10 protein-coding genes are annotated in these 12,857 nt (G+C 73.8%); 6 read left to right on the top strand and 4 right to left on the bottom strand.

Features of this window, described 5'->3' with window-relative positions; all coding sequences use genetic code 11:
* Positions 1–64: 64 nt before the first annotated feature.
* Complete coding sequence (locus ACIP98_RS21580) at positions 65–1,465, top strand: GH1 family beta-glucosidase (protein ID WP_401977463.1); 1,401 nt, start codon at positions 65–67, stop codon at positions 1,463–1,465.
* Between the two features lie 57 nt (positions 1,466–1,522).
* On the opposite strand, the gene ACIP98_RS21575 is transcribed toward ACIP98_RS21580, so the two are convergent.
* Positions 1,523–2,050 carry a hypothetical protein gene (locus ACIP98_RS21575; RefSeq protein ID WP_319664190.1) on the bottom strand — a complete coding sequence of 176 codons (528 nt, stop codon included), beginning with the start codon at positions 2,048–2,050 and terminating at the stop codon, positions 1,523–1,525.
* 66 nt (positions 2,051–2,116) lie between these two features.
* A complete protein-coding gene (locus tag ACIP98_RS21570) occupies positions 2,117–2,911 on the bottom strand; it encodes a glutamate racemase (RefSeq protein ID WP_401977461.1) in 795 nt (264 codons plus the stop codon).
* Between the two features lie 143 nt (positions 2,912–3,054).
* Between ACIP98_RS21570 and ACIP98_RS21565 the strand changes: the two genes are divergently transcribed.
* Positions 3,055–4,251: a glycosyltransferase gene (locus ACIP98_RS21565; protein ID WP_401977459.1), complete on the top strand. Its 1,197-nt coding sequence runs from the start codon at positions 3,055–3,057 to the stop codon at positions 4,249–4,251.
* Here ACIP98_RS21565 and ACIP98_RS21560 read toward each other — a convergent pair.
* Positions 4,224–5,339: a glycosyltransferase gene (locus ACIP98_RS21560; RefSeq protein ID WP_401977457.1), complete on the bottom strand. Its 1,116-nt coding sequence runs from the start codon at positions 5,337–5,339 to the stop codon at positions 4,224–4,226. The genes ACIP98_RS21565 and ACIP98_RS21560 overlap by 28 nt on opposite strands.
* Positions 5,340–5,689: 350 nt before the next feature.
* Between ACIP98_RS21560 and ACIP98_RS21555 the strand changes: the two genes are divergently transcribed.
* From ACIP98_RS21555 to ACIP98_RS21540, 4 genes are all read left to right on the top strand, one after another.
* Positions 5,690–6,217 carry a DUF6643 family protein gene (locus tag ACIP98_RS21555; RefSeq protein WP_319664185.1) on the top strand — a complete coding sequence of 176 codons (528 nt, stop codon included), beginning with the start codon at positions 5,690–5,692 and terminating at the stop codon, positions 6,215–6,217.
* Positions 6,218–6,281: 64 nt separating this feature from the next.
* Complete coding sequence (locus ACIP98_RS21550; RefSeq protein ID WP_401977455.1) at positions 6,282–7,118, top strand: MOSC domain-containing protein; 837 nt, start codon at positions 6,282–6,284, stop codon at positions 7,116–7,118.
* 148 nt (positions 7,119–7,266) lie between these two features.
* Positions 7,267–7,872, top strand: coding sequence for a hypothetical protein (locus tag ACIP98_RS21545; protein ID WP_401977453.1), 606 nt, complete (start codon positions 7,267–7,269; stop codon positions 7,870–7,872).
* Positions 7,873–7,983: 111 nt separating this feature from the next.
* Entirely contained in the window at positions 7,984–10,416 is a 2,433-nt protein-coding gene (locus ACIP98_RS21540) for a right-handed parallel beta-helix repeat-containing protein (protein ID WP_319664182.1), read from the top strand.
* Here the strand turns inward: ACIP98_RS21540 and ACIP98_RS21535 are convergent.
* Complete coding sequence (locus ACIP98_RS21535; protein ID WP_401977451.1) at positions 10,386–12,692, bottom strand: hypothetical protein; 2,307 nt, start codon at positions 12,690–12,692, stop codon at positions 10,386–10,388. The two genes, ACIP98_RS21540 and ACIP98_RS21535, sit on opposite strands and share 31 nt — an antisense overlap.
* Between the last annotated feature and the right edge of the window lie 165 nt (positions 12,693–12,857).

Here is a 12,857-nt window from a genome sequence, read left to right as displayed (position 1 = left end):
CATCCGCATCCGCACCCGCATCCGCACCCGCACCCGCAGCACCGAGCCGAGGGAGACCCTTCCCGTGCCCACCGAACTCCCGTCCTTCCCGCCCGGATTCCTCTTCGGCGCCGCGACCGCGGCCTACCAGATCGAGGGCGCCCACGACGAGGACGGCCGCGGGCAGTCCATCTGGGACACCTTCAGCCACACCCCGGGCCGTACGGCGGACGGCGCCACCGGTGACGTCGCGTGCGACCACTACCACCGCCACGCCGAGGACGTCGCGCTCCTCGAGGGCCTCGGCGTCGACTCCTACCGCTTCTCCGTCGCCTGGTCGCGCGTGCTGCCCGAGGGCCGCGGGCGGATCAACGACAAGGGCCTGGACTTCTACGACCGTCTGACCGACGACCTGCTCGCCGCGGGCATTTCCCCCGCCATCACCCTCTACCACTGGGACCTGCCCCAGGCCCTGGAGGACGAGGGCGGCTGGCGCAGCCGCGCGACCGCCGAGCACTTCGCCTCGTACGCGGCGGTCGTCGCGGAGCGGCTCGGGGACCGCGTCGGGCGGTGGATCACCCTGAACGAGCCCTACTGCTCGGCGTTCGTCGGCTACGCCGAGGGCCGGCACGCCCCCGGCGCCCGCGAGGGCACGGGCGCGCTGGCCGCCGCCCACCACCTGCTGCTCGGCCACGGCCTCGCGGTGCCGGCCCTGCGCGCCGCGGGAGCGCGCGAGATCGGCATCACCCTCAACCTCGACCGGATCGAGGCCGCGAGCGACTCGGCGGCCGACCAGGGCGCGCTGCGCCGGGCGGTGACGCTGCACAACGACACCTGGACGGAACCGCTGTTCGCGGGCCGCTACCCGGCAGGCGAGGCCGAGACGTGGGGCGCGCTCGCCGACGGCTCGTACCGCCGCGAGGGCGACCTCGAGGTCATCGGGGCCCCACTGGACTTCGTGGGCCTCAACTTCTACCGCCCGCTCACCGTCGAGGACGCTCCGCACCGCGAGACCGACCCGGCGCGGCGCACTGCCGTCGACATCGGTGTGCGCGAGACCGATCCGTACGGGACGCGGCACACCACCATGGGCTGGCCCGTCGTACCGCGGGCGTTCACGGCGCTCCTGCTGGAACTGCGCGACCGCTACCCGTCGCTGCCCCCGGCCCTGATCACGGAGAACGGCTCGGCCGAGGCCGACGTCCGTTCCGCCGACGGCCGCGTCGACGACCCGGACCGGGTGGCGTACCTGGCGGACCACCTCCACGCGCTGGCCGACGCGATCGACGCGGGCGTGGACGTGCGCGGGTACTACGTATGGTCGCTGCTGGACAACTTCGAGTGGGCCCGCGGGTACGGGCAGCGCTTCGGCATCGTCCACGTCGACTACGACAACGGGGCCGAGCGGATCCCGAAGTCCAGTTACGCCTGGTACCGCGACCTGATCGCCGCCCACCGCGCGCGGACCGGGAAGCGGCGCTCCTGACGCGCACAGGGGCCCGCTGGGCCACCCGGGTGAACCCGTGGGCGGGCGGCCGCCCGCCTACGGCCGCGGGCCCAGCCGGGTGCGGATGGCCCGGACGGCGCCCTCGGCGTCATCCACGGTGACCGTGAAGTGCCGCCCGTTGCCCAGGTCGATCACCACACCGGGGCCGCGCCGGACGACCACCGCCGTGCCCTGCTCGGGGCGCCAGCGGTAGCCCCAGCCGCCCCAGTGGCGCGGGCTCACCAGGGGTGCGAGGTGGGCGTCGTTGATCTCGTTCCACGGGATGCTGCGGCGCGGCACGCCGATGTGGCCGCAGCGCACCTGGAGCCCGTCCCGGTCCACCTTCACGCGCACATGCGTGAACGCGACGGTGCCGAACAGCACCAGGAGCCCCGCCGCGATGCAGCCCACCACCGACATGATCAGCGGCGCGACGCCGGAGGTGTAGGCGGAGTCCACGGCGAGTTCGATGCCCAGCGCCATGCAGGCAGCACCCACGCCCGCCAGCAGCCACTGGAATCGGTTGCTGGCGTGGCCCGTCCACACCTGGGGCGTACGCGCGTCGTCACACTGCGCGTCCGTCATGTGAGCAGGGTACTCATCCGCGGGGCGGATGGCAGCCGTGCGAACGGGAGCGGGGGCGCCGGGCCGTCAGAGGACGGGCGCAGCGCCGGACGCGGCGGAGGCGGTGTCGGAGAGGTACCGTCCCTCCGCGTAGGCCAGGGCCTGCGGCGTGACCGCGCCCGGCCGGCCGCTGAGGATGACCGCGAGCCCGCCGGTCGGTGCGTAGGCGGGGGCCGGAGCGGCTCCGATCCGCCGCAGCGTCTGCGCGGCGACGGCGTCGGCCGAACCGAACAGCGGGGCCGCGGTGCCCAGCGCCGCCCGGATGCGGTCGGCGACGAGTTCGTAGTGGGTGCAGCCCAGTACGACGGCCTCGGCGTCGGAGGGCGTGAGCGCCGCAGCGGCGGCGATGGCGGCGGCGATGGCGGCCTCGTCGGCCCTGTCCACGGCGTCCGCGAGACCGGGGCAGGGCACCTCGGTGACGGAGGCGCCGTTGCCGAAGTCCCTGATCAGGTCGCGCTGGTAGCGGCTGCCGGTGGTCGCCGGGGTCGCCCAGATCGCGACGGTGCGGGCACCGGCGGCGGCCGGCTTGATCGCGGGCACGGTGCCGATGACCGGGATGGAGGGTTCCAGTTCGGCGCGCAGCGCGGGCAGCGCGTGCACCGTCGCGGTGTTGCAGGCGACGATCAGCGCGTCGGGGCCGTGCGCCGCGGCCGCGCGTGCGCAGGCCAGCGCGTGCTCGGTGACGTCCTCAGGGGTGCGCGGGCCCCAGGGCATGCCGTCGGGGTCGCTCGAGAGCACGAGGTCGGCGTCGGGCCGCATCCGGCGGAGCGCGGCGGCCGCGGCGAGCAGCCCGATTCCGGAGTCCATCAGCGCGATCTTCACGGAGCACCACTTTACGTGATGCGATGGTCGGACCAGCGGCCCGGCGGGGGCGGGGGGCGGGGGGGCGGGGTGCTCCCGGGTGGGCGGCGGTGCCCCCCGGGGAAATGCCGCGCGGGTGGGGGCCGTGACGGCAGACTGCGGGGGTGACGTGGCTGACGTGGGCGACCGTGGTGTCGCTGCTGGCATGGCTGTGGCTGCTGCTGGCGCAGGGGATGTTCTGGCGAACCGACGTACGGCTTCCTCCGCTTCCTCCGCTCCCCCCGGCGGACGCCGGCGGGGGCGACGAGTGGCCCGACGTGGCCGTCGTCGTACCCGCACGGGACGAGGCCGGGGTGCTGCCGCTCAGCCTGCCGAGCGTGCTGGGGCAGCGGTATCCGGGCCGGGCCGAGGTGGTGCTCGTGGACGACGGCAGCACGGACGGCACCGGTGAGCTGGCGAAACGGCTGGCGGAGGAGACGGGCGGACTGCCGCTGCGGGTGGTCTCGCCCGGGCCTCCGCCCGCCGGGTGGACGGGCAAGCTGTGGGCGGTCCGGCACGGCATCGAGGTGGCCGGGCAGTCGGCCGTGGTGCCGGAGTTCCTGCTGCTCACGGACGCCGACATCGCCCATGCCCCGGACTCCCTGAGTCACTTGACCGCCGCGGCACGGGTCAACGGGCTCGACATGGTGTCGCAGATGGCGCGGCTGCGGGTGGCCACGCCGTGGGAGCGGCTGATCGTGCCCGCCTTCGTCTACTTCTTCGCCCAGTTGTATCCATTCCGCTGGGTCAATCGCGAGCGTGCGAGGACCGCGGCGGCCGCGGGCGGCTGCGTGCTGATCCGCCGGAGCGCCGTCGAGCGGGCCGGCGTCCCCGCCTCGATCCGGCACGCGGTGATCGACGACGTGGCGCTGGCCAGGGCGGTGAAGGGCACTGGCGGCCGGATCTGGCTCGGGCTGGCCGACGAGGTGGACAGCGTCCGCCCCTACCCGGGGCTGTCCGAGCTGTGGCGGATGGTCTCGCGGAGCGCGTACGCCCAACTGCGGCACAGCACGGCCCTGCTCACGGGCACGGTGCTGGGGTTGCTGCTGATCTACGTCCTGCCCCCGGTCGCCGCCCTCGGCGGGGCGCTCGCCGGGGCGTGGTGGCTGTGCGCCGCCGGGGCGGCGGCATGGGCGGTGATGTGCGGGACCTATCTGCCGATGCTGCGCTACTACCGGCAGCCGCTGTGGCTCGCCCCGGTGCTGCCCTTCACGGCGGTGCTCTATCTGCTGATGACGGTCGACTCCGCCGTGCAGCACCACCGCGGCCGTGGCGCGGCCTGGAAGGGCCGCACCTATGCGCGGCCCGACGCCTCGGCGTAGGCGACGGCAAGGCGGGCGCCGACGGCGGCGGTACCGAACTTGCGCAGGGTGCGCTCGGCGAGGGCGGCGGGCTGGTGCCGGGGCAGCGCCGCGGCAGCCTCCACCAGGGCGTGCGCGAAGGCCGCGGGGTCCCCGGGGGCCACGAGGAACCCCCCGTCGTGGCCGACGAGTTCGGGCAGGGCACCCGTCCGCGTGCCCACCACCATCGTGCCGCAGCCCAGGGCGTCCAGGGCCCGCAGGCAGAAACTCTCGACCTCGCCGGCGACCGCGTAGAGATCGGCGTGGGCGACCGCGTGCAGCGCCTCGGCGCGCCCGCGCGCCCGGCGCACGGTGACGGCGGACGCCGCCCCGCACCGGCGCAGGAGGCCGCGCAGCTCGCTGGGGACCTCGGCGTGCCCCTCCGCGATGATGTCCAGCCGCAGCCTCGGGTCCTTCAACCGGGCGGCGGCGAAGGCGTGCACGAGCGTCTCCCACCCCTCGTGCGGCCCGAAGCTCCCCGCGGCGGCTATTCGCACCGGGTCCTGGCTGATCCGGGCGCGGGCCGGGACGCGGGGCAGGGTGTCGGGGCCGACGGGGTGCGGCACGACGCGGTGCCGCCCCGGCATCCGCTGCTCCCCGAGGCGCAGGAGGAGCGCGTCGCTGACCGCGAGCACCGAGGCGGCCTCGCGGTAGGCGCGGGCCCGCCCGCGGCGCATGCGCGAGGGGTTGCCGAACCAGCGGGCGTCGTCCTCGGTGAGGACGTAGGGCAGCCGTGCGGCGCGCGCGACCCACGGCAACAGGTCGTCGGCTCCGGGGACATGGCCGTGCAGGACGTCGACCCGGCCGCACTCGGCCGTCTCGTGCCGCAGGACACCCCCGATCCGCCCGACGGTGACACGACGCGCGGCCAGTCCCCCCAGGGGAAGGACCACTTGGTAGTGGTGGGGCAGCTCCGGATCGCGGCCGGCGTAGGGGAGCCCGGGCACGGTGGGGAGCGTCAGCTCCCGCACCGCGACCACGTCCACGACCTCGGCGACGGTGGCCGCGGCCTTGTGCCACTCCTCCGGCCTGACGGGCCGTGCCTGCCCGAAGAACATGGCGACGCGCATGGCCCACTGTGGCACACCGGACGCGGGGCCCGGGGAAGTTCGCCGGAGTCACCCCGAAGCCTTGACAGCTCCCTCGTGCGGGTGAGCTGTTGGACCGAATGAGTGGCCGTTCCGTCACGCAGGGCAAGGAACGGAAACGCTTCCGGAAAGGCCGCGAAGGGGCCGCTCGTGCAGCCGCCCGGACGGCCGGTAACACCCCAGGCCCAGGGCTTTTACGCGATCGAAACGGCGACCGCGGCCCGTTTTTCTCCCATTCGCTCACAATCGGCTTCACACGTCACTCACTGCACATGAAATGACCCGCTAATCGGTCTCCCCAACCAGCACATCGTGGGCTTAACTTATGGGCTATGACCTCCCCCCGCGGTTCTTACGGCGGTGGCTACTACACGTCGCCGTTCTTTCCCGACACGCCCATCTACGACAGTCTTGTCGCGGAGCGGGGCACCCCTCAGATCGCGCCGATCCGCGTCCCGTCCGCGTACGACGTCGGCAGCAATCTCCCGGCCCTGCCCGCAGCGCTCCCCGCGCTGCCCGCCGGCCCCTCCTCGTACAACCAGGCCCCGAGCGCTCCGCCGCAGAGCACGTACTCGGGCTACCAGGCGGCACCCGGCGGTTACCAGCAGCCCCCGCTGCAGCAGACGCCGGCCCCCTACATCCCGCAGCAGGCCACCGCTCCCCGGCCCGCGGCGTTCAACGGCGGCTACCCGCAGCAGCAGTCGGCCCCCCAGCAGTACCAGGGCCCGGCCGGCTACGAGCAGGCCCGTCCGGTGGCGCCCCGCCCCGTGCCGCCGCGCCAGATGGCGCCGGGCGGCTACGACGAGCAGCAGCCCTACCAGCAGCGGCGCAACCTCGGTCAGGGCTACTACCCGGGCTGAGCATGAACGACGGACGGCCGGTTGCCCGCCGACGGGTGACCGCACCGACTGGCACGATGGCGGCATGACGACGCCGACGCCGCCACCACGCCTGAGCGCGCTGCACGTCTACCCGGTCAAGTCGGCCGGGGGCGTGCCGCTGTCCCGGGCGACGGTGGAGCCGTGGGGGCTCGCCGGGGACCGCCGGTGGATGCTCGTGGACGCTGCGGGGAAGTTCGTCACGCAGCGGGAGCAGCCCCGGCTGGCTCTGGCACGCGCGGAGTCGCTGCCGCACGGCGGGTTGCTGCTGCATGCCCCGGGGCAGGACCCGCTGGTCGTGGACGTGCCCACCCCGGGGGTGACCGCTCCGGTGACGATCTGGCGCGACAAGGTGGAGGCCGTGACCGCGGGGGTCGAGGCCGGCGCCTGGTTCGGCGCCTACCTGGGCAGGGAGGTCGCCTTTGTCCACCTCGACGACCCGGCCCGCAGACGACCGGTCGACCCAAACTTCGGCCGCCCCGGGGAGACGGTGAGTTTCGCGGACGGGTTTCCGCTGCTGCTGACCACGCAGGCGTCGCTGGACGCCCTCAATGCGCTGATCGCCGAAGGCGATCACGCGGAGGAGGGGCCGGTCCCGATGAACCGGTTCCGCCCCAACGCCGTCCTTACGGGTACGGAGGCATGGGCCGAGGACACATGGCGGCGTATCCGTATCGGGGAAGTCGAATTCCGCGTCGCGAAACCGTGCGGGCGCTGTGTGGTCACCACGACCGACCAGCGGACCGCGGAGCGCGGCAAGGAGCCCCTGCGGTCGCTCGCCCGGCACCGCAGGATCGGCGCGGGCCTGGTGTTCGGACAGAATGTCGTGCCCCTCGGGACCGGAACACTGCGGGTCGGCGACGCGTTGTTCATCATGGGGTGATGCGCGTCACGTGGTTGCGGCGCTGTCCGGGGATGCGTGCGGACCGGCTGCGGACGGACTGAGGGTGATATGGCTCTCTCCGACCCATCCGGTGCCGTGCAAGTCCCGTGCCATGTGCGGTACTTGGACGGTGAAGGAGTGCGGTGCGATGGCCAGGAGCGTGCTGGCATGGCGGTGGCGGCGCAATCCGCTGCGCCGCCGGTCGGATGTCTTCGAGGCCTGGGCGGGGCTCACTACCGCCTGCGTGATCGCCTTGGGCGCGCCCGCCGCGGGCTGGGCCGCGGGCGCCTCCGTCGGCAGCACGTTGCGGGAGACCGTCCGCGCCGAGCACGCGCAGCGGACCCAGCGTCCCGCCGTGGTCCTCAGGGCCGGTCCCCGCGAGGTGTCCGACAGCGACCCGGAGACCGGCCAGGTGCGCGAGGAGCGCCGCCTCGCCGTCGTCCGCTGGACCGCCGACGACGGCCGGTCCCACACCGCGAACGTGCTGATCTCGGCCGACCGGGGCAAGGGCGACCGCATCAGCCTTTGGACCGACCGGGCCGGGCGGGCACCGGCTCCCGCCCCTCTGGACCCCGGGACCGCGGACACCCATGCGACGCTCGCCGGGATCGGCACCTTCCTCGCCGCGTGCGTGCTGGGGCTCATGGCACGCCAGTCACTCATGTGGCACCTGATGCGACGGCGCCTCGCGGAGTGGGAGCGGGAGTGGGCCGCCGCCGGACAGAGCTGGGGCCGGGCCGGCGCCGGCGGCTGACGCATCCGCCAGGTGATCCATCTCCATCTCGGTGCTGACGGGCACCCGGCGCACGCTACCGTGGAGGCCCCCAGGTCGGCGCAGCGCAAGAGGACGGGGCACAGCATCTCCATGGCACAAGGCGTGGTTCAGGTGACGCATACCAGCAGCTCACGGTGGCGCCGCCGCACGGGAGAGTACGAAAGCCTGGCCGCCGCCCTGGAAGCGGCCGCCGACGGCGACGTGCTGTCGATCAACCCCGGCACCTACCGGGAAAACCTCGTCGTGGAGAAGGCCATAACGCTGCGCGGAGCCGAGGGCGCCGGATCGGTGCGCATCGCCCCGCCCTCGGGTGTCGCGCTCACCGTGTGCGCGTCGGCGACCGTTCAGGACCTGTCGGTCGAGGGCCAGGACATCTCCGCGGCCGCCCTGCTGATCGAGGGCTCCGCCGCTCCCGAACTGTCCGGACTGCGCGTCAGCACCCGTTCCGCGGTGGGCATAGAGGTGCGCGGCGGCGCCCGCCCCACGGTGCGCCGCTGCACGGTGGACAATCCCGCCGGGCTCGGCATCAGCGTCCTGGATGCCTCGGGCGGGCTCTTCGAGGACTGCGAGGTCGTCGCGGCCGGCCAGAGCGGCGTCTCCGTACGCGGTGGGGCGTCCCCCCGGCTGGAGCGCTGCAGGATCCGCAACACCTCCGGCGCCGGGCTGGCCCTCACCGGGGAGGGGACCACCGCGGAGGCGATCGGCTGCGAGATCTACGAGGTCAAGGGCACGGGCGTGCAGGTCGCGTCCCGCGCGGCCGGGCACCTGACCGACTGCCAGGTGCACCGCACCACGGGCGACGGCATCACGCTGGACACCGACGCCGTGCTGACCCTCTCCGACTGCGACATCCACGACATCCCCGAGAACGCGATCGATCTGCGCTCGCGCTCGGTGCTCACCCTCACCCGCACCGCGGTGCGCCGATTCGGCCGCAACGGCCTGTCCGTCTGGGACCCCGGCACCCGCGCCGACGCCAACCAGTGCGAGATCCACGACAGTCAGGGCGACTACCCCGCGGTCTGGGTGAGCGACGGCGCCGCGGCCGTCCTCGAGTCCTGCCGCGTCCACGACGTGCCCGACGCCCTGTTCGTCCTGGACCGGGGTTCGCGCGCCGACGTCGTCGACAGCGACATCACCCAGGTGCGCAACACCGCCGTCTCGGTCAGCGACGGCGCCACCGTGCAGCTCGACGACTGCCGGATCCGCGAGGCCTCCACCGGCGCCTGGTTCCGCGACCACGGCAGCGGCGGGACCCTCTCCGGCTGCACCGTGGACGACACCGCCACGGGCGTCATCGTGACCAAGGGCGCCGACCCCTCCATCGACCGCTGCGTCGTCACCAACCCCGCGGAAGCCGGCTTCTACGTCTCCGCGGGCGGCCGCGGCACCTTCACCGGGTGCCGGGTCACGGGCAGCCGCGGCTACGGCTTCCACATCATCGACGGGTGCCGCTCCACCCTCACCCGCTGCCGCACCGAACGTTGCGCACGCGGCGGTTACGAGTTCGCCGAGCCGGGCCCGGTCACCGAGGACTGCACGGGCGACCAGAGCGGCGAGATCGGGACCACCGGCGAAACCCCCTCCTCCGCCTCGCCCGCGCCCGAACGGCAGCCCGCGACACAGTCCTTCGGGCTGCTCGGCGGTGTGCCGGTGAAGCCCACCTTCACCACGCCCGCGTCCTCGGCGCCCGCGGCGCCGGCTCCCGACAGCCGGCCCTCCGAGGAGGTGCTGGGCGAACTCGACGCCCTGGTCGGCCTGGACAGCGTCAAGCGCGAGGTGCGCTCGCTCATCGACCTGATCGCCGTGGGCCGTCGACGTCAGAAGGCCGGGCTCAAGGCGCCCTCGCCGCGCCGGCACCTGGTCTTCACCGGCTCCCCCGGCACCGGCAAGACCACCGTCGCCCGTCTCTACGGGGAGATCCTGGCCGCGCTCGGCGTCCTGGAACGCGGCCACCTGGTCGAGGTCGCCCGCGTCGACCTGGTCGGCGAGCACATCGGCTCCACCGCGATCCGCACGCAGGAGGCCTTCGACCGGGCGCGCGGCGGTGTGCTGTTCATCGACGAGGCCTACGCGCTGGCCCCCGAGGACTCCGGGCGCGACTTCGGGCGCGAGGCGATCGACACCCTGGTCAAGCTGATGGAGGACCACCGGGAAGCGGTGGTGGTGATCGTGGCCGGCTATACGGCCGAGATGGAGCACTTCCTGTCCGCCAACCCGGGTGTCGCCTCCCGCTTCTCCCGCACCATCACCTTTGACGACTACACCCCGGTCGAGCTCCTCCGCATTGTGCAGGCGCAGGCCGAGGAGCACGAGTACCAGCTCGCCGACGATGCGGCCGAGGCGCTCTACAAGTACTTCACCGCCATCCCCAAGGGCCCGGCGTTCGGCAACGGACGTACCGCGCGGCAGACCTTCGAGGCCATGGTGGAGCGCCACGCGGGCCGCCTCGCCCAGGTGAGCGAGCCGAGCCATGAGGAACTGCAGCTTCTCTACCCGGAGGATTTGCCGCCGCTGCCCTGAGCCTGTGCGGGCACGACCTCCTTCCGGTGCTCCGAGACCCACGCGAGCAGTGCGCCGCGCTCCGCCGCGAAGGCGGGGTCGGCCTGGTAGTCGAAGTGCGTCAGCAGCGGTGCCGGCAGCGGATGTTGCTCGGTCCGCCCGTACGCCGCCGGGTCCGGCAACGGCCCGCGGTCGACCGGCGGCCCGGATTCGTCCAGATGGACCGGGCCCCCGATCGGGTCGGTACTGCGCCACAGGTTCCGCCATGCCTGGAGGTCCCGGTGGAGGGCGGTCAGCGCCCCGGGCCCGAAGTACGCGGGGAACCAGCGCCCGTACAGCCGGGACAGCGGCGAGCCGTAGGTCAGCAGGGCTATGCGGCCCCTGGTCGCCGGATCGAGCTGCCACACCGCGGCCGCGGCCAGCACGCTGCCCTGCGAGTGCCCGGAGAGGATGATCGGGCCGCGATGCGCCGCGGTCCAGGTCGTCATGCGCCAGGTGAGGTCGGGGACGGCGCGTTCGGCGTAGCACGGCGGGGAGAAGGGGTGTGCCGCGCGCGGCCAGAAAGTGCCGACGTCCCACAGGATCCCGATCGTCCGCCGGGCCCCCGCGTCGCGATAGGCCCTGCGGCCCAGTGCGATCAGTGCCACCACGCCCGCACCCACCAGCCAGGAACCCAGGGCCTGGGCGGTCTGCGCGGCCGTGCGCACCACCGCGGGCGCTCCGTCGCTGGCCTCGCCCGGCACCGCGTCGCTCAGCCATGCCCCGGCGAGCGCGCCCGCGCCGAGCAGGAAGGACACCACTCCGGTGACACCGATGAACACCGATGCCTGGTCGGTGAGTTCGGCCCGTGCGCGGGCCATGGCGATCTGCCGGGTGCGGGCCGGCTCGTGCTCCTCACCCGGATAGTCCGCCTCGACCGAGGGCATCAACTCCCGCGCACGGCGCCACAGCCGCCGCAGCCGCAGCACGACGACCACGGTCAGTACGAGCAGCAGCACCGGAATGACCGCCGCCTGCCAGGAGAGCAGCACCGGTGGTCCGGCCACCGTGCTGCCCGCGGCGCCCGGCATCCCGCCCCGGTCCAGCCAGTCCGCCACGCGCTGGGCGACGCCTCCGCTGAGCACACCGCCGAGGGCGCAGGCCAGCAGTGCCACAACGGGGCCCGCCAGTCCGCTCAGTTCCCCCGGCCCGCCTCCGACCCGGTACATCCGGTGGGCGACCGCGCCGAGGACGGCCAGCAGTAACACCTGGAGCAACGCGATCCAGGCGAAGGCGTCCCCGACGGGGAGCCTGCCGACGGAGACCCAGCCCGGACGGTGCCAGCACGCGTACAGGGCGGCGGTCAGGAGCGCGGCGGCCGTGCCGCCCATCATCGCCCGGGCCAGCCGGGGGTCCAGCGCCTCGTCCGGCGCGTGCTCGCTGCGGCCCATCCCGCAGGTCACCGCTACCACAGCCACGGTCAGCCCCGCCAGACCCCCAGTGAGCAGCCATCCCAGGACCGCGAGAACCGCGCCGCCCCGCGGCGCCGTGTCGTGCTGCAGTGCGGGCACGACGAGCGCGACCGCCACCGTGAGCAGCCCGGCCGCGGTGTGCGCGGCCCGCAGCCGCGCCACCAGCCGCCGCCCGTACCAGAAGCCGCGCCGCGACAGCGGGGTGGCGTCCCCGGTCGCCGGTGGGGCCTGGGCCGTCGGCGGGACCGGCAGCGGGCGCTGGGACTCGTACGCGTACCAGGTGTGCCGGGAGAGCCACCAGAGCAGGAGAGTGAGACCGACCGGCAGCGCGGCGCCCGCGGCGACGCGACGCCCCGGCTCTCCGCCGGCGAGGAACGTCAGCCAGTTCTTCCCGCCCACGCACGCCGCGTTGCCCGCGCACTGCCAGGCCACCAGATCCATCGCGACCTCGCACGCCGCGGCCACCAGCAGCACGGTGAGCGAGAGCGCGAGCAGCCGCACCAGCACGTCGTAGGCCCGGTCCAGCCGGCCGCGGCCGACCGGTGGACGCATCCAGTGGGCGAGATTGGCGACCATGAACGGGAGCAGCAGCAGCCACAGGGCGCGACTGCCGTCCCCCGAGGTCAGATTGCACCATGAATAGGCGTCGGGCACCGGGGCGCCCGCGTAGTCGCCGGGGCGGCCTTCGGCGTCGGCGTCGTCGGCGCGGCGGTATATCCCGGCGGTGTCGTCGCCGCAGACCCGCGTGATCCGTGGGTCGTTGAGCATGGTCTGCGGGGTCGTGCCCCCGACGCCGTGCACCAGCAGTTCGAGCGAGAGCTCGGCTTGTACCGCATCCGACCGCATGGCGATCGCCTCCCCGTACTTTCACGTACTTTTCCGTACTTTCCCCGTCATGCGTGTACGGCAACGCGCGTACTCAGAATCGGGCACGCGTACGTGAATTGGACAGGGGTATGTCCCGATCCCACCCGATCGAGTTACGCGCGTTGTGTGTGTGACCCATCACGC

It is taken from the genome of Streptomyces sp. NPDC088354, assembly GCF_044753585.1.
Classification (GTDB): Bacteria; Actinomycetota; Actinomycetes; order Streptomycetales; family Streptomycetaceae; genus Actinacidiphila.
Note: the sequence above shows the minus strand (reverse complement) of the source record. Positions and strands in the feature narration are given on the sequence as shown.

Bases quoted from the DNA above. Each gene is read 5' to 3' on its own strand.
- ACIP98_RS21560 (WP_401977457.1), bottom strand. From the start codon at position 5,339: ATGCGCGTCGCCATGTTCTTCGGGCAGGCACGGCCCGTCAGGCCGGAG.
- ACIP98_RS21555 (WP_319664185.1), top strand. From the start codon at position 5,690: ATGACCTCCCCCCGCGGTTCTTACGGCGGTGGCTACTACACGTCGCCG.
- ACIP98_RS21535 (WP_401977451.1), bottom strand. From the start codon at position 12,692: ATGCGGTCGGATGCGGTACAAGCCGAGCTCTCGCTCGAACTGCTGGTG.
- ACIP98_RS21550 (WP_401977455.1), top strand. From the start codon at position 6,282: ATGACGACGCCGACGCCGCCACCACGCCTGAGCGCGCTGCACGTCTAC.
- ACIP98_RS21545 (WP_401977453.1), top strand. From the start codon at position 7,267: ATGGCCAGGAGCGTGCTGGCATGGCGGTGGCGGCGCAATCCGCTGCGC.
- ACIP98_RS21540 (WP_319664182.1), top strand. From the start codon at position 7,984: ATGGCACAAGGCGTGGTTCAGGTGACGCATACCAGCAGCTCACGGTGG.
- ACIP98_RS21575 (WP_319664190.1), bottom strand. From the start codon at position 2,050: ATGACGGACGCGCAGTGTGACGACGCGCGTACGCCCCAGGTGTGGACG.